The following is an 18203-nucleotide window of genomic DNA, read 5'->3' on the forward strand; positions in this document are numbered from 1 at the left end:
TGATCAACCCACCGTCGCCCGCGGAAACAGCTCCGACATAGGCTCGCTTTCTTTCCCATACAAGAGCTCCAGCAGCCTCTTCGCCGACCGGTCCCAACGGTACTCGCGCGCATGCGCCATGCCCTTGCTCCGATAGCGTTGGCGCAACTCACCGTGACTCATCATCAGCGAGATCTTTTCGGCGATGTCATCTGCCGACATCGCGTCGCAATACATCGCGGCATCTCCGCATGCTTCGGGTATCGACGTGCGCGACGAAGCGATCACCGGGCATCCGCAGTACATTGCTTCGAGAGGCGGCAGTCCGAATCCTTCGTATAGCGATGGAAACACGAGGCAACCCGCGTGCTCGTAAAGCGCCTTCAATTCACCATCCGTTACGAAGCCCGCCCAGATCACCTGCTTCGACTCGGGCCTGTCGCTCACGCCTTCGCCGCTGAATACCCGTTGATTCCTGCCCCCGACGATGACGAATTTCACGTCACGCAAATGCTCCAGTTTCGCGATGGCATCGAGAACGCGTTGCAGGTTCTTGCGCGGATCGAGACTGCCGACGATCACGCAGTACGCGTCCTCCGCAAGTTGCAGACGGCCGATGACGCCCGGGTCCGACACGACGCGGTCCAGATGGTCTGCGCCGGGCGGGATCACGGCAATGCGCGACTCGTCGATATTCAGATGGTGGCTAATCCGGCGCTTCGAAAAAGAGGACACCGTCAGCACGAATGGGTCCAGCTTCGGCAGCATCGAAAAACAGAGCCGATACCAAAGCCGGAACTTCTTCGAGAAGCCGTCCGGCACGTCGTAGACGGCCATGTCGTGAACCATCACGACCTGCCGGCGCTTGAGAATAGGATTGGTGTTGCACAGATTGACGAGCGTCATGCGACGCGCGGCAATCGGCAACGTAATCTGTTCCCACAGCGTGCCCCGCAACCACGGAAACCGGCGCTGCCGCTTAAGGGACGCACCCGGCTCCATCGCGTTTTGCGGCACGAAGACCTCGAGTTCACTACCCGGGTTTTCGCGCATCTGCATCGCCCTGGTGAGCTCATAAGCGACCCTTTGCACACCCGTGATGGGTTGCGAGGTGAATTTTCCGTTGATCGCGAATGCCATGGGGTTTCTCCGCCTCACGAAGTTGTACCGTTTGCTGTTGTCGCGTAAGCGTGGGATAGCCCGACATCAACTGGCCGTCTCGACATCCCCGACATCGCTCGCGTAGTTCGTCGCGTAGCCGTAGCTGCGCGTGCTGCGGCGCACGGGTATGCCGTTGAAGACGCATCCAGCGATACGGCCGCCTGCGCGCTCAATCTTCTTGACCGTGTCGGCGATCTCTTCCTCCGACTGCATTTCCGAGCGCAGCACGAGCAACGAGCCACCCGCTTCGTTCGCGATAATCGATGCGTCGGTGACGGCGAGGAACGGCGGCGTATCGATGATCACCAGGTCGAAGTGATTGCCGAGCCGTTCGAGCAATTGCCTGAAGCGTGGGCGAGTCAGCAGTGCGGCCGGATTCTCCGGACGCGCGCCGCACGACATGAACGTGACGCCGTCGATGCCGACTTCGCGCAGCGCATCACGCAGCGGAATGCGGTCGGACAGAACTTCCGACAGGCCGCCGCGGTTGCTCTGGCTAAAGAACGCAGCGAGGTGGCCGCGGCGCATGTCGCCGTCGATCAGCACCACACGCGAGCCCGCTTCGGCGTGCAGCGTCGCGAGGTTTGCGGCCACGAAGCTCTTGCCCGCCGACGTCGTCGGCCCCGTCACCATCACGATGTTGTTGCGGGCATTCGCGAGATCGCGGGACATCGTCGTGCGAACCGCGCGCAGCGCCTCGACAGACGGGTCATGCGGGAAACGCGCTGCGAGTACCTTGGTGCCCGAATCGCTAAACGAAGGATCGATCCTGTCGTTTGCGCCGGCACCCGGTTCGCCGCCATTGCGTTGCGGCGGTCCGTTCTTCGCGCTCACGCCAGGCAGCGGTTTTCGCGCTGCGGCGGGCAGACTCCGGTCAAGCATCGTTTGCTGATGGCTGAACAGCACTTCGCCGACAACAGGCACGCTCAGGCGACGCTCGACGTATCGCGGATCGGTCACGCCCACGAGCACGTGACGACGCATGAAGACGAGGAAGATGCCCGAAACGAGGCCGAGCACGACGCCGCCAGGCAGCACGATCAGCGGATTCGGCTTCACGGGGCGATGCGGCCGGATCGCCGCATCGACGATGTGCGCGCCGCCCGTCGTGCTCGCGCGACGAACGGTCAATTGCTCCGCTTTCTGCACCATGCCCATATAGATCGTCTCGGCAACCTTCTGCGCACGAATCAGATCGACGCTCTCGCGCTCCGACGCAGGCATGCCCTGGAAGCGGTTATCGAACTCAGACTTCGTCTTGTTCAACTGGGCAAGCTGGGAGTCGATGCTCTGAATCCAGCGGCTTCCCGGCGCGTACTTGTCCAGCAGCTGGGTACGCTGCAATTGCAGGCTCGCGATCTGACGATCGAGGTCCAGGCCTCCCTGCAAGTAAGTCTGCGATTCGGCCGTCGGCTGCATCGAATTGGATTTCGCGCGGAAGTCCTTGAGTGCCTGCTCCGTCTTGCGCAAATCCGCAAGCAGACGCGGCAGTTCACCCTTGATGAAGTTGAGCGTCTGCGTGTCGTTCAATTGACGGCTCGCAGCAGCCGTAGTCAGATACTGCTGGCCAAGCGCATTGGCGACCTCGGCAGCCATCGACGCGCTCTTGTTTGCATACTCGATCTGGATGAGGCCGGAGTCCTTCACCTTGTCGGTGATCTTCACGACATCCATGAAACGCTTGACGGCATCGACGCCATTCCACCGGATCACTTCGAAGTGCGTTCCGGGCCGCGCGGCCAGTTGATTGATCAGGACCGAGACGCCGTTGGCCGTCGCAGGCTTGCCGACTTCGCCCTTGAGCAGAAACTCGCCCGACGGACCCAGCAATTCATATGTACCGCCGTCGAGCGCAACGAGCCTGAGCTTCTCTTCCTCGAGATTCTGCGGCACGTTCAGATAGCCGACCTTCACGACCTCTCCGCCCCACGCAAACGACTTCAAGCCGAGCCATGCACCGTTAGGCTCGCCGGGCGTTGCGAACTTATCGGCGATGTCGCCCAGAACGGGGATCGTGCGCGGCTTGACCGTGACGTCGAAGCGATATCGTTCGATCACAGGATCGAGCACCGAACGGCTTTGCATCACACCCATTTCAGTGCTGGGCGACGGCGCGGGCGGCGGAAGCATCGAGTCCTGATTCTGCAGCGCGATACCGAGTGCGTTTGGCTCTGGCGGGTCGACACGCACGAGCACGTCCGCCGAATAGACGGGACTCGCGACCAATTGATAGGTAAGCGCAAGCAGGAACACGGCCGCCGTGGTTGCCAGAATCTCCCAGATATGATCGCGCATGAGGTTGAGCATCTCGCGCCCACTGAGCTGCGTGCGCTCGTTATTGACGGGAGCGGGGGGAGCAGGAAGCGAGTTGTAGGGGTAGTAATCCACCTGAATCATCCTTTCATGTACGTTTCCCTGGAGCACTCTGCGATACGCAGAAGTGCAGCACCGGATCGCGAACTGAAGCTGCTGTTGCCGCTAGTTGACGCGGATTCGGCGCGTCGGAATGCCACTCAGCCGGGCGAAGCCGGCAGGACATGCGAACGCCCTTTCGGCGTCGGCACTCAGTCTCTCTGACTAGCTAGTGCCGTGCCGGAATCTCCGGACGAGAAGATCAACATGCGTGCATTCCATTCATGCGTTTCCTCCTCTGGAGCAAAGCGGTTGCCAAATATGTAGACGCATCTCTATGACGTCAGTGCGCCAATAGAGATGTACTGTCCAATACGGTGATTGCGTACTTTTATCCCACGACCGAAGGAAACATCAGCACGCGGGGTCACTGCATTTGCGCGCTTTCGGCGTAAGCGATTTCCTGATGAAGACCTGCAAGCAACATTCCAATAAATCGCGGAACGGGCAATGGCCTCTTCAGGCAGTTGCAGCGAAGCATAGACGGGCAGAATCCGGATTTGAACGACTTCGGCTCAAATTCGGGTACAAATGGCCGATAACGTGGAGCGTGTAACGGGGTTTACCAGGGAAAGAAAGAGTTGTGCCGATCTGAAATTGGTGTAACAGATTGATACGATCAGGCCGAAATCGGGTAACAGAAGTTTAGTGACAGGACCTCAAATCGATATTTGGGGAATGAAACCGGATATGTCTTTCTGACGCTTGTCCAGCAAGGCTCACGGGCAATTGAACCCGCTTTTCTTTCATAAATGTCAGATAATTTTTACGCGAAATAATTTCCTCGCCCGGAAAAATGGACGATAAACATAAAGCCGATAAGCGGTAATAATTTCCATTTTCGGACAATTTCGCCACATCGTTCGCACAAATCGGACAGCTATTCAATCGATCTATTCACTACGGTATTCTGGGCCGCATCGAAGTATTTCGCATTAATTTGGAGAGCTAAACGTGAATGGGTTTGCTCGATCGCATCCGTGGCACACTGACGAACGACAGGTTGATTCAAGGCTTGAGAGGCACATTGGCGTGCTCATCTCGCACCACTGCTCAATGGCAGCCGTAGGCGCCATTGGAGACGCTTTTCGCCTCGCCAACGAGTTCGACCGCGGTAACGGCGAACATCTTCCTTATCGGTTCACCGTGCTGTCGGAGTCCGGCGGCTTTGTTACGGGCGGGTCCTGCTTCTCGATCTGGACGCAGAAGCTCGATCAATACCGGCTTGCGGACTTTCACGCACTCTTTGTCGCTCGCGGTTCTGATGTCGCGGCATTAAATAACGAGGCACTCGTTTCGTGGCTGTCGCGTCAAGGCTCAAACGTGCCGACCGGCATGCAGCCGAAGCTTGAAGCGTTTACGCCCCCGGCTCAGTCATCCGTGCCCGTATTCGTCCTGGACGATGGCATGTCCGAAACGCGTCCCGCCGGCCCGACGCCGTCGGAGATGGCGCTCTTGCAGATTGAACGGGACCTGAACGCGGAGATCGCCCGCAGGGTCGCTCGCGCGTTGCAGACAAACGTGCCCGAGCGGGTACGGCCTGACGCTGACGATCTGAACATTGCGACGACAACGGAAAAGATCCGGGAGTCGGCACGCTGGATTCGCGAAAACTACAGCAAGCCTATTTCCGTGGGCCTTGCGGCCGAGTCCGCCGCGATGAGCAAGCGGAACTATCAGCGCCGGTTCAAGAGCGAGTTCGGCATGACTCCACTGGAATATTTGCTGCGCACGCGCTTTGAAGTCGTTTGTTCGATGTTGATCGAAACTGACCTTCCCATTGACAAGATCGCCCGGCGTTGTGGAATGGGCGACGGCAATCGGCTGGGAAGAATATTCAAGCTGCGGTACGGAGTATCGCCAACCCATTTCCGGGCGCTGCGCCATCTTCCCGCCGAGGAACGTGCGCAAGCGCCAGCAGCAGCATCGACGGCCAGCGTGGTCACGCATGCCGCAGCAGTTGCGCCGACGGCAAAGCTGATCTACTGACCGGACGCAACGGGGAGCGCAAAGAATGCCAACAATTGAAGGTGTGCGGTCGAGCGACGCAATGAGTGCGTCGCAAGACACGAAGCAGGAAGGGGCTCACGGTGGATCGAATGAGCTTCCATCCACGTTCAGAAGAATGAAAGAGGCCGCCAAACAGGTGTTACCTGACGCGCTCTTTTTGAGTCTGCTGCACAAGAAGTGTATCGGCCGATATCCGAAGCTCATTCACCCTACCACGTTCAATGAGCAGATTCTCCAACGCAACCTCCATCCAGACCCGCGCTATGTGCCTCTGACCGACAAGATTGCGGTTCGCGAGTACGTCGAAAAGAAGCTCGGACGGGAACATCTCGTTCCGCTGATCGCGGCACCCGAGATATTCACGCGCGAGGTCTTCGACAGACTGCCGTCTTCTTTCGTCATGAAAGCGAATCACGGCAGTACCTTTGTCGAGATAGTCAGGGATAAATCGACGACTTCGTTCGAGAAGCTAAAAGAATTGGCCGATCGCTGGTTGTCGACGTCGTTCTATCGCGTTGCTCGCGAGCGACACTATCAGAGCATCGAGCCGCGCATCTTTTTTGAAAAGCTGCTGCTCGACAAGCAGGGGCAGATTCCAGCCGATTTCAAGCTGCATTGCTTCGGTGGACGAACGGGACGCCCGATCATGTACACCTTGCTGATCTCGGACCGCTTCGGGAACGACACGCACGGCGATGTGTTCGACGAAAACTGGAACGTCATGGATGTGATGATCGGACCGTACACTCGCAGCCCCGTGCCTCCTCCGCGGCCTAAACATTTCGACGCGGTATTGCAAGCGGCGACGCGACTATGCGAAGACTTCGACTATGTGCGTGTCGATCTCTATGCACCCGATGACGAAGTGTATTTCGGTGAATTGACCTTCACACCCGGCGCGGGCGTATTGCCTTTCACGCCGGACCACATCGACTATGAATGGGGAAAGCTTTTGAACAGACGACGCGGTCTGTGAAACCGCCTCTCGGCCGCTCGACGAGCGAGCGAGGGAGAGGCGATTCATAACGGCCCGTGCAGAATCAGTTTGCAGGATTGCCTGTCATGAAGCTGGTGAGCGCGCTGTACGGCGGATTGAGCGTCGTACCGTTGGTCATAACACCATAGGTGTTGTTTCCGCTATCGAGCACGTAGTACATCACAGCCTGAATGTTGTGGGACTTCCGTGCCTGATAGTACTTGCTCAACGTGTTCGAGATGTAACTGGCGCGATAATCCTGTGCCTTCTCAGGACCCGTGTTCCATTCCGTGATGATGAACGGCACACCGTAGCGGGCCTTGCAGTACGTCGGCAGATCGAAGCCCGGGCCGGAACCGTCGATGCCGATGTTGAAGATGTCGCCATACACTTCGTAGTTGTGCCACGTCGTGATATCCCAGCGCACCTTCGGGTAGCCGCCCGTGCCATCCGGCTGCATGCCGTCCCACAAGGCGTCGGCTGCACCAATGTCCGCGACGCAGAAGTTGATGCCGCATTTTGCATTGGATTGAACCGACTTCACGCCGTCGATCATCCCGCGCATCACGCCACGCATGGCCGGCCAATTCCTGTTGTTGAAATCGACCGCTTTTGTACCAGCGTTGGTGAAGTCCAGGATCGTCGCGTTCTGGCGCGTCAGCTCATTACCGCACTCGTAGAGGGTCACGCCATACTGCTTGAGTGCATTGGCGACGGCCATTGCAACCTGTTGGCCACGCGAATAGGCCGCCGACTCGCTGCTGAACACATTGCCATTGGAATCGTAAACGCCCTGATTGATCAGCACGAGCAATTGGAGTCCGGCCGCCTGGAAGGCCGCAGCCAGCTTGCTGACGGCATTCAGCTGCTTCGGATCGTCGGTACAGCCTACACGGTAGCTCGTGCAACCCATGTTCCTCAGAATCGACACGAGCTGAGACGGCGTGTACGTATAGTCAAAGTGCCCATTGACACCGTAGAACATGCCCGTCGAGGCTGCGATCGCAGCAGCGTTGCGAGGGTCGTTACACGGCAACCAGCGATCGAGGTCCGTGAGAACATAGAACTGTCCACCCGTGCCGATGTGCCAGATCTTTCCGCCGTACCACAGCAGCAGCGACACGTTATACGTGTTGCCAACGGTCCCGCCATTCCGATAGATGACACCGTTGACGACCGTCCACATCGCGCCCGCCTTGTCGATGATGTACGAAGCGGAAGGAATCGTCGTACCGTCAGGCGACGTTCCGCCCAGGCGCGGATCGTTGCACGCCGTCCACGTGGACCCGTTCCACGCGTAGAACTGCCCGCCTGTGCCCTGGTGATAAATAACGGCGCCATAGATCATCAGCAGCGTCACGTTGTACGTATTGCCGGCCTTCACGCCATTCCGATAGACAGAACCTTGCGACAACGTCCATACGGCACCGGACGTGTCCGTGATCGAGCTTGCCGAGGGAATGGTTGTGCCGTTTGCCGATGCCGTGCTTGCGCGAGCCGCAACGTTCGCGACAGCCGCGCCGGAAGCGCTGCCGGCGCCATCGCCCGAACCACCGCCACAAGCAGCGAGAAGATAGCTGCCACCGAGAGCCGTTAGCTGACCAAGAAATTGACGTCGTTTATTCATGACAAATACTTCCCCTGTCGAGAAATTTCTCGAATAAAAAGTCCCAAGTGGGTGAATGCTCGAACTTCGAACGCGATGTCCGGCCCCGGCTACGCGCGACTTAATCAGTAATCCTTAAATACAGGGACAACTACTCGCGCTCTCGGTGAGTGACATTGAAAAATGATTGAACTGCCCGCTCCGAATACCTCTCGAGCGGTGACGCTAGAGCTCAAAATCGAAAACCGAACGCAGATTTGTTCAGCCTTAGAAGATCTTGACTAGCGAACTCCTACGATTCCCCGATGCGTTGCCACGGGGTACCGTCCGTCTTTGTTGCAATGCGCAAACGTTTGCCGCGCTGATGCGGAAAAATCGCCCGGCAATTTGTGCGCGCATTCCTTTTGAATCGGTGCAAATAATACCCGGATACGACTGGCATTTACATACGAATCGGAAATGAATGGAAAAATAGCACGATTCTTCCGATTGTTTGCGGTCGAAAAGGAATTCCGCCCTTTTTCACCGCGTGCGAGATACTCTTGCGCATACGTACCGGAAGATGTCTTCGCTCGAGTATTTGATTTTGTCTGGCGCAGAGGAGCTACTGGCTCGGTTGACGCCGCGCAGCCCATGGCACGCCTGTTTTCCTTGCTTTGTGAGGTGTGCGAGAGCCTGCTCGATAGCACTAAGCGGTGATGCAATTTTCACCGCGTCGAGAATATTTTTTCGGTATCGACCCTGGAAGTCGCCCAACGGGTGCCGGCAATCTCTACCTATTACGTTATGGAGAGCTCTTTTTTATCGAATTACGGAATGCGACGCTGCAATAGCGCAGCAATTACGCCTTCAGAGATGAGTAAAAAGGTACTGTCGTAATAACAGCAATACGCGCTATAGCGTGAAAATAGTACTGCCTACCGGTCGTGCGAGTGCATCTCTTACTGCTCTCACAACCTCGCCTGGACGTAGATTGCGGGAACCAACGGTCCCATTCCGCCAAGTCGAGGCGCGCGTCATCGATTGAGAAGGCGATCATGACCTGACGATGCGAACGGCACTCGCGGTAGATCTCCAGGCAGATCACCGGCATTGGCTGCGCCAAACGCGATGCGACGATGACACGTGGATTCAGATTGAGCAGTATCTGGCGATTGCGACCGTCCAGATTGCTCGTCGGGTCAGCGACGTTTGTCACGACCGTCAATCTCGGCAGCGAACGCAGATCAGCCGTCGAGGCTTGAACCGGTCATTGAACGGCGAATTGAAAAAATGCCGTGTAGAGAGTGCAAATTCTTTCTTTATCTTGCACGACGACTGCAATCGCCTTGCTACCAATCGGACTTGTTCGCGTGCAGCGCTCGCCTCACTCAGAGCGCCTTTGAAGCCACGCTCGCAATTCTGCGGAGTTCGTCGAACTGCGTGACGAGTTCGAAGCACAGAATGAACGCCAACATCGAGGAAGGCCCCGGATACCGCTCCATCCATCGCAACGATGGCCTGGCAAAACGCGTCCGGATGGGTGCCCACGTCATCAGATAAGTGATAGCAATTCCAATTGCCGCACCTGCGAGCAGATCAGTCGGATAGTGAAAGCCGAGGTAAGCGCGTGGAAGGCAGATAAAAATGGCCGTGTACAGAAACACGAGTACTCCGGTGATGCGCGAGACGATAAAAACGCCTGTCGCAACCGCCATCCATAGCATCGCGTGGTCGCTCGGAAACGAACTCCAGTTCGAGAGCATGGCGTCACGTAAAGAACCTTTCGCGAATTGCAAATGCAATTCGGTAGCGTAGACAGGGCGTACACGAAACGGCAAAAAATCGGCGAGCAGTCGTCCAGCAGCGAGCGCCAGTAAGCCGCTCACAACGGTTGCGATGACCACTTCGCGCCGCCATTCCTGTCTTTCACCGGGCTTGAACCAGATCCACCATAAGATTGGGATGAGTACGAGCCCCCTGAACGTGTACATATCAGTGAGGGCTCTCATCGCAAGGCTCGGCAGCGGGCCGAGATTCAGGTGCGCGAGATATGTCTCGATGGTTGTATCGAAGGTAATCATTGTTGTAGTACCACCGGATTCGTAGCAATAGCAAAAAGACAGGCAGAAAGTGGAAATCCCGGTGCTCATGCGCGTCGCCGATGCGCACTGCGACTGAATCTCGACCTTAGCCTGCTAAGCGCAAACCCGTCCGCTGCCGTACTTTCGCGTTAGCCATTTTTGTTCCTGAACGGCCGGTCGGGCGAGCTCTTTGTGTACAACTCCTCCATTTCGTCGTCGATGTCTGTCCGGTATCGCGCGCGCCTGAAAAGCCCGCTTCCGGCTCACGCGGTGTTGAGACCGACCATCGTAATGGCAATTGCGTGACGCAATGAAGGGCAAAGCAGACCAATCATTCAACAAATAGAGCCAAAGTGTAAGCCCATATTTCTGTCATTCGCTGTGCCGTCGGAGAATTGAAAGGGCATCGCTTCTACGTGATCTATTTGTATGAAGGATCAAAATTGCGTCGCGCCGACTACATGGATATACGACACGCAATAATCGCGAAGCAATCTACCGCATAACCGCAATGGAACCGATTCAAAGCCGCAGGGCTAGAACCGGTATTGCATGCGCGCCGACAGTGACAACATCTGAACCAGATGATTCCTTTAATTGCCGGCCCTTCAAGAAGCCCACACATGAAAAAATCCTCGCTCGCCCTCGCACTGCTCGGAGCCATATCCGTCCCGGCGCACGCGCAAAGCAGCGTCACGCTTTACGGTCTGCTCGATACGGGCCTCGTCTACACGAACAACCAGCTAGGCCATAGCAACTGGCAACTCAACAGCAGTTCGACGCAAAACACCGTGTTTGGCCTCAAGGGCTCGGAAGATCTCGGCGGTGGCTTGCACGCGCTATTCAAACTCGAACAAGGCTTCATTCTCAACAATGGTGCACAAGCTTTCACCGGCGATGGTTTCGGCTCTCAAGCATGGGTTGGGTTGCAAAGCGATCCATACGGCACGCTGACATTCGGCCGCCAGTTTGACGTGATGAACGACCTGGTTGGCCCGCTCACGGCGGAGTTCAACACCCGGGGCGGCAGCATGGCGGCTCATCCGTTCGAGAACGACAACCTCGCCGCGAATTCCGTCGTGGTCAACAACACGGTCAAGTACACGAGCCCGACCTATCGCGGCATCACGTTTGAAACGATGTACGCATTCAGCAAAAGGCCGGTGACTTTGCGAACAACCGCTCATACGGTTTCGGCCTGTCGTATTCGCAAGGGCCCGTCAATGTCGCGGCGGGCTATCTGCAACTGAACAATGCCGGCAACGGAAGCGGCGCGGTCACGTCGGGCGACACCAGCGCCAACTTCATCGCGCAACGCCAGCGCATCTGGTCGCTCGGCGGCAACTACACCTACGGACCGGCTACTGTCGGACTCGTATGGAGCCATACGCAGATCGACAACGTATCGGACGTGTTCTCGTTCGGGACGGGTTCTTACCTCGGCGCCAGCGATACGAGCGTGGGCTCTCTTGCCGGTTCGCTGCGCCTGGACAACTATGAGGTGAACGCCAAATACGCGCTCACGCCAGCATTGAGCGTATCCGGCGCTTACACGTATACGCATGGCGCGTACAACGGCTCGACACCCGGATGAAACACGGCGATGCTTCAAACCGACTATGCGGTGAGCAAGCGCACCGACTTCTATCTTGAAGGCGTTTATCAGAATGTACACGGCGCGCCAGCAGATTCAGTGCTCTCGCATGCGATGATCAACACGTTGTCGCCATCGGCGACCAACACGCAAGTCGCCGTCACGGTAGGCATGCGTCACACGTTCTGATCGCATCGACATTCCCTCACGAGCAAGGACGTATGCCCAACATCATTGGAGAACATACGCCTTGCTCGACGCGCTGGATCGCGCGCCGCTCCATACAAGCGACAAGCGGCATCATAAGCGCCGGCCACGCTGAAGCCACCGTCCCCATCTCCCCACAAGCAATTACACACGTTGCACCTGCAACGATGCACGCAGCATTAGTTGCGGTATCGCGCTCATATCGACACATTGGCAAACTAAAATGCCTTTCATTGCGAGCGATTAGTTACGCGTAGTCAGAGATCACTCTTTCCAAAGAACTGCTGTCGGGAGAACAACGCAGATGAGCACGAAGCGAATCCAGCATGCATTCTTTGGCGCAGTGATCGCCCTGATCGCCACGGTTTGTCATGCGCAGTACACCACTGACTGGCTCGCGAACACGTTCGGAACGCTGGCATCGCACGTAGGCAATGCCGCGCGCTCGATGTGGGTCGCGCCCGAAGGCGTCATCTATACGGCTTCCTTCTGGGACGAAAACGAAGGCGGCATCGCGGTCTATCAGAATGGGCAAAGTCTCGGCTCCATCGGCATCCACAACGAGCTTCAGGGCGGTGCGATTACGGGCAACGCCACCTCGATCTTCGCGGCGATGCAGTCCGGCAGCGCTTACGGCGGCGGGGCCGTCGGACGATACAACCGGGCGACGCGTCAACGCGATCTCGTCATCAACGTCAGCACGTGGAACAAGGTAAGCCGTGCCGACGCAATCACCGGCCTCGCAACGGCCGGCTCGCTGCTGTATGCGAGCGACTTTTTCGGCAACCGCGTCCGCGTCTTCACGACGGACGGCGCCTGGCAGCAGGACATCGGCGTGATGAGTCCCGGCGCACTCGCGCTGGATAGCTCGGGTAACGTCTGGGTCGCCCGTCAGAGCGCGGGCGTAATCGCCGAATTCAGTCCGGCGGGCGCGCCGCTCAATACGATCCAGATGCCTGCGACGTCGCGTCCTTCCGCGTTGTATTTCGATGCATCGTCCAATAGGCTGATGGTCGGCGACGAAGGCCCCGATATGAACATCAAGCTCTATGACGTTTCGGGCCCGCCGACGCTAGTCGGCACGTTCGGCGTTCAGGGCGGCTATCTCGACACCACATCGGGCATCAAAGGCCAGGTGGGCGACAAGCGCTTCACGCGCATTGCCGGTATCGGCAAGGACTCAACCGGCAATCTCTATGTACTCAATAACCCGTGGGGTGGCGGATGGGATCTCGGTCGCAACGGCGGCATCGACATTCACGCATATGACAGCGCCGGCAACCTGCAATGGAAACTCCAGTCCCTCAACTTCGAGGCCGTCGCTGCGCCCGACCCTGCGACGGATGGCGCCTATTTCTACAGCGGCACCAACGTCTATACGGGCACGGCGGGCGGCACTTTCGTCGCGAATACCGTCGATCCGTTCAGCTATCCGGATGACCCTCGGCTCAACGTGAATGACACGCAACGCAACGAGCACTTCGGCCAGCTCGTCAGTGTCGGCGGCAATCGGATTCTCGTTGCGTCAGGGCAGAACCCCGCGATCTTTTACTTCTTTCATTTCGATCCGGCCAAAGGCTACATCGCCACACCCGATGGATCGATTCCGGGGCCCACATTCAATACGACGCGGCCGATCACGGGAGGCTTTTGCATCGACAGCAAAGGCGACGTGTGGGCCGGTCTCGACAGAACGAACCACATCTATCACTATCCGCTGACGGGCTTCGACGGCAATGGCAAGCCCATGTGGGGCGCTGGCATCACGCTGCCTATACCGCAGAGCATCCGTCCGTTGACGCGCATCGTCTATCTCGCGGATACCGACACGATGATCCTCGCGCAGGGCATCGCCGGGAGCCCGGACTGGACTGCGATACATGCGCGAATCGAGGTGTATCACGGCTGGAGCGCAGGCAACACAACCAGGCCCGACCCGGTGATCAATCTGACGAGCGCCAACCCGAAGTCGATTACGGCAACGGGCAACTATCTATTCGTCGGATACGTGCATACCGTGCCCAATATCGACGCATTCAATCTCACGACGGGTCATCTCGATGCCACGCTGACCAACACGAGTCCAGCCACGGTGGACGTGGGCAACGACGTCGACTCGATGTATGGGCTGAGAGCCTACCTCCGGTCAACAGGCGAATACGTGATCACGAAGGACAACTACAACGGCTCTAGCATCATCGTCTATCGCTGGACGCCGTGACGCACGTGCTTTCACGCAACGGGTGCGGCCGGCGCGTCAGGCGTGTATTTGCGCAAACGCTGTGAAAGCAGATGCGAAGGCCGTTCGATCGCCCGATAAAACGCGTAACTGATGAAGAACGCCAACGATACTTCGACGAACCACGCGAACCGTGACGTGCCGTCGAATCCCGCTACTTCAAGCAACGCAAGCGCGGTCTTGTGGCAAAGATAAAGGCTATAGGACCACGCACCCAACGCGGCCAGTCGGGACCAGATGCCCGATTGCGAAGGCGTGGCCGTCTCCGCCGCGATCCAGACTGCCGCGAGAAACTGGAACATCGGCAGTGTGATGTCGGGTGTGATCAGCGGCAGCATCGCGGGCTTGAGGCTCGATCCCGATAGCAGGATCATGATGGCCGCACCCGACATGACGACTGCCGCTCTCAGCGCGATGAGATGATGCGCGAAGCAGCGAGTGCTTCGCGCAAGGCCGCGCTCGATCGTCATCGTAAGCGGCGAATAGGCGCCGCGAACGCGGAACCGCGCGGCATTGCGCCGCGTCTCCGCGATCATGCAGCCGAAAATCCATCCGGCCGCGTACAGCAGCGCGGTACCGGAAACGCCATACGTCTCGTAGACGCAGCCGTGACAAGCGGGATGCCCGAAAAGGCGCACCGATGTCACCATCACAGCCGCCGCCATCGCAGTGCCGACGATCATTTCGCCGATATAGCGAAACCGTGGCCGCAAGACCGGGTACACCGCGTAATACACCATCTCGCAGTAGAGCGACCACAGCACGGATTCCAGATATTTTTGCCCTGTCGGCAGCGGCTGAACCACGCACAACAGGATCACCAGCGGCAATCCGATGCGGATGAAGCGCGATGCGTAGTAGTTGATGGGCTTGAGCGTCACATCCCGGTGATACGCGCTATGAATGCAATAACCGGAAATCACGAAGAACACGATGACGGCGGCGGGCCCGGCAAACAGCGCCGTCGAACCTGACCATAATGCACCGCTCAGAGAGCCAAGCCGATGCGGCAGCAGTTCCTTGAAAACCGGCGGCCGAAAGTGGTACATCAGCACCCAGAAGGCCGCGAGAAATCGAATGGCGTCTATCTTCAACGACTTGCTCGTGCCCGCAGACGCAGACAGATTCAACATGCTCGCCATTTCTTTTCGCCTCTTTTCTATTTTCGGCCGCGATGATCTTAGCGCCACAGTCGACGACAAAAATCGAAAATAAATGGCGAAAATTATGCGAGTGTCATGCGATGACGAACGGCGCAAGCGTCGATGGCGATGCGCAGCGAAGGACAGCGACGCTGCCCTTCTGTCACGAGTAGCGCCTACCGCGCCAACCACGGATATCGTTCCGTATCCGCACCTTCATAATCCGGGTCGAGGTAAATAAAGCACCGTTGAATCTTGAAGTCGCGGATCTCGAACACATCGCACCAGCGCCCCGCATGCGACACGCCCACGCGCCAGTCGACGCCGCCCTTGCTCGTCCCGTAGCTCGTGCCCTCGACGACCACCCTGTCGCCCTGCTGAATCACGTTCAAATAGGCAAGATCATGTTTGAACTTCGACACGATCGAACCGAGGTCCGTGAAAAGCTTCTCGAATGACGCGCGGCCCGACGCAATGCCCCATTTCGGAAAATACACTTCCGCGTGGTCGTCGAAGAGATCGAATACGGACACGCCGCGGTCCAGCCTGCGCAAATACTCGATTGCAATGGCCTTGCGTTGTTCATCCGTCATCGTGTTGATTTCCATGCTCAGTCTCCTTTTGATGTCAGTGAAGCGTGCTCAAATACGCGATGATCTTCCGCCGACGCGCGTCATCGCCTTCAAAGTAGGTCATTGCGTTGCCCGGTGCGACGGTCTGCGTATCGGAGAGCCACGCGTCGAGTAGTTTTTCGTCCCATACCTTGCCCGACGCAGCCGCCTGCATGCCCGCCGAGTACTTGAATCCGGACTGCGCGGCCATCGGCCTGCCGACGATGCCAAAGAGGTTCGGCCCCTGTCCATTCGGCTCGCCCTTGCCGAACGTGTGACATACGGCGCAGTTGTTGATCGCGAGCTTCTTGCCCAATGCAGCAAGATCGGCCGAGTCCTGAGCGTATCCCGCTGCGCTCACGAGCGCGAACGAGATGCCGATCGCAATCGATATTGTGCTGATGCGTTTCATCTTGCCTCCCGTCATGCGCGCGAAGTGTTCTCGGCATGCGCCGCGTTCGCTGCGCGATACGCAAACGCGATGATGGGTCCGAGCGTGCCGCCACCCGCCCAATACGCGCGCGCCGACGCCGACGCGACGCAATTGCCGACGCCATACAGGCCCTTGATGGGCACCTCGCGCACGTCGAGCACCTGGCCATGCGAATTCGTTTTCGGGCCGCCCTTCGTATCGAGATTGCCCGCGACGATCAGCGCCGCGTAGTACGGCCCTTTCACGCTGAGCGGATACATCGTTTCGTTTTTCTGATCGGCCTTCTTCTGGACGGGACCATTGAACAGCTTTTCGACGATACGTTCGCCGCGATGAAAATCCGCATCCTTGCCCGCCTTCGCGAAGTCGTTGAAACGCTTGATGGTCGCGTCGAGGTTCGGCACGAAGTCGTCGCTCAGCTGCATGCCGCCGAGCGCGTTCGCATGCTTCGCAAGCCGCTCGCGAATCGCGCTTGCCAGTTCCTGCAATGTATTGCCACGCAACACGTGTCTATCGTTCGAGCCGTGCGGCACGATCAGGCTGCCGTAGTCGTCGCTTGCACAATGGTCCTGCGCCTGTTGATCCCAGATCGAAATCAGCGCGAGATTCGGATACTCGCCTTTCGAGCCGTCCCATTGCGAGAACGTCGCGCACACTTCGTTGTAAGCGAGCTTCTCGTTGACGACGCGCTTGCCATACCGGTTCACGTACAGCATCGAATCGCCCGTCGGTGTAAAGATGCCGGAGAGCGAGCCGTCTTTTGCGATCGCCTTGTCGAGCGAGATCGGCGCCATCCACGAGTAGTTCATGTTGCGCAACTGCACGTCGAATGCGCTCGAAATGCGAACGAAGTCGCCTTCGTTGGTGACGGCCGCGCATCCGCCATACACGGCGCCGTGCAGGAAATTCCTGCGCAACTCCGGATCGTGCGTAAAGCCGCCCGTCGCGAACACGACGGCTTTCTTCGCACGCGCGCGAAAGATCGTGCCTTCTTCCGTCAGCGCCTCGACGCCCGTCACCGCGCCATTTGCATCGACCAGTACTTTTTGCACGCGATAACCCGTGCGGATATCGACGCCGTCGCGCCGCGCTGCCGCGCTCATCGTACGGATTGCGACGCGGCCGCCATCGGACATGCTCGGCAAGCCGTCCTTCGGAAACAGCACGCGCCCACGCGGCGCCTTGTTTTCGGGCAGCTCGGCCCAGTAGTCCGGCACAGCCGCTTCGTGCCGGTATGGCAACGCGCCTTTCGATGCGAGCAATTCCGCAGCCGGCGACGCACTGTCATAGATCGCTTCGCACATCTCGTACTCCCAGTCGGAGAGGCCGCACTTCGGCAGCGAAGGATCATATTGCTCGGGCCGCGAAAGACGCGCGACGTAGCGCAGATAATCGTCCTTCGGATCGGCGATACCCGCGCGACGCATCGGCTCGTTATTGGGCACCCAGTACCAGAACGCCGCTTTCGCCGCCGTACCGCCGACGCTGCCCGCCTTCTCGAGAATCGCGACGCGGTTGCCGAGCCAGCGCGAAAAGAGCGCACAGGGCAAGCCGCCGCCTCCGCCGCCGCACACGACGATGTCGTATTCCGCGTCGAATTTCAGTTGGTCGGCGGCTTTGGCTGAAAGCGTCACCGCACCGAATGCGGCGGCCGCCGTGCCCGCGCCCGCCGCCTTGATGAAATTGCGCCGCGACGTGGCGGGCATCTGAATCTCGTCACTCATGGTTGTCTCCGGGGTCATTGCTTTCGATCGGTGAACATGGGCATCG

Annotated in this window: 11 protein-coding genes and 1 pseudogene; 4 read left to right on the forward strand and 8 right to left on the reverse strand. The window is 58.2% G+C overall.

Annotation, left to right across the window (positions count from 1 at the left end; genetic code table 11):
- Positions 1–3 precede the first annotated feature (3 nt).
- Together BMW76_RS22945 and BMW76_RS22950 are read right to left on the reverse strand one after the other, a co-directional pair.
- The gene (locus BMW76_RS22945) at positions 4–1119 is read right to left on the reverse strand and encodes a glycosyltransferase family 4 protein (RefSeq protein WP_090869273.1); all 1116 of its coding nucleotides are present in this window, start codon (positions 1117–1119) and stop codon (positions 4–6) included.
- Positions 1120–1185: 66 nt separating this feature from the next.
- The gene (locus BMW76_RS22950; RefSeq protein WP_177200465.1) at positions 1186–3537 is read right to left on the reverse strand and encodes a polysaccharide biosynthesis tyrosine autokinase; all 2352 of its coding nucleotides are present in this window, start codon (positions 3535–3537) and stop codon (positions 1186–1188) included.
- Between the two features lie 1071 nt (positions 3538–4608).
- Here BMW76_RS22950 and BMW76_RS22955 point away from each other — a divergent pair.
- On the forward strand, positions 4609–5541 hold the full coding sequence (locus BMW76_RS22955; RefSeq protein WP_090869275.1) for a helix-turn-helix domain-containing protein: 933 nt from the start codon (positions 4609–4611) through the stop codon (positions 5539–5541).
- A 61-nt stretch (positions 5542–5602) separates the two neighbouring features.
- On the forward strand, positions 5603–6538 hold the full coding sequence (locus BMW76_RS22960; RefSeq protein WP_245763338.1) for an ATP-grasp fold amidoligase family protein: 936 nt from the start codon (positions 5603–5605) through the stop codon (positions 6536–6538).
- A gap of 64 nt (positions 6539–6602) precedes the next feature.
- Here the strand turns inward: BMW76_RS22960 and BMW76_RS22965 are convergent, their stop codons facing one another.
- A complete protein-coding gene (locus tag BMW76_RS22965) occupies positions 6603–8165 on the reverse strand; it encodes a hypothetical protein (RefSeq protein WP_090869279.1) in 1563 nt (520 codons plus the stop codon).
- Between the two features lie 1349 nt (positions 8166–9514).
- Positions 9515–10207: a phosphatase PAP2 family protein gene (locus BMW76_RS22970; RefSeq protein ID WP_090869281.1), complete on the reverse strand. Its 693-nt coding sequence runs from the start codon at positions 10205–10207 to the stop codon at positions 9515–9517.
- Positions 10208–10830: 623 nt separating this feature from the next.
- On the opposite strand from BMW76_RS22970, the pseudogene BMW76_RS22975 reads away from it, so the two are divergent.
- Both BMW76_RS22975 and BMW76_RS22980 read left to right on the forward strand, forming a co-directional pair.
- Positions 10831–11990, forward strand: a pseudogene (locus BMW76_RS22975) (porin).
- A gap of 322 nt (positions 11991–12312) precedes the next feature.
- Entirely contained in the window at positions 12313–14229 is a 1917-nt protein-coding gene (locus tag BMW76_RS22980) for an SMP-30/gluconolactonase/LRE family protein (protein WP_090869283.1), read from the forward strand.
- Positions 14230–14240: 11 nt separating this feature from the next.
- On the opposite strand, the gene BMW76_RS22985 is transcribed toward BMW76_RS22980, so the two are convergent.
- From BMW76_RS22985 to BMW76_RS23000, 4 genes are all read right to left on the reverse strand, one after another.
- Positions 14241–15380, reverse strand: coding sequence for an acyltransferase family protein (locus BMW76_RS22985; RefSeq protein WP_245763332.1), 1140 nt, complete (start codon positions 15378–15380; stop codon positions 14241–14243).
- A gap of 185 nt (positions 15381–15565) precedes the next feature.
- Positions 15566–15997 (reverse strand): nuclear transport factor 2 family protein, encoded by a 432-nt coding sequence (locus tag BMW76_RS22990; RefSeq protein WP_090869287.1) that lies wholly within the window; start codon positions 15995–15997, stop codon positions 15566–15568.
- Positions 15998–16016: 19 nt separating this feature from the next.
- Entirely contained in the window at positions 16017–16412 is a 396-nt protein-coding gene (locus tag BMW76_RS22995) for a c-type cytochrome (RefSeq protein ID WP_090869395.1), read from the reverse strand.
- An 11-nt stretch (positions 16413–16423) separates the two neighbouring features.
- Positions 16424–18157 (reverse strand): FAD-dependent oxidoreductase, encoded by a 1734-nt coding sequence (locus BMW76_RS23000; protein WP_090869288.1) that lies wholly within the window; start codon positions 18155–18157, stop codon positions 16424–16426.
- Between the last annotated feature and the right edge of the window lie 46 nt (positions 18158–18203).

The sequence above is a fragment of the Paraburkholderia diazotrophica genome, assembly GCF_900108945.1.
GTDB lineage: Bacteria > Pseudomonadota > Gammaproteobacteria > Burkholderiales > Burkholderiaceae > Paraburkholderia > Paraburkholderia diazotrophica.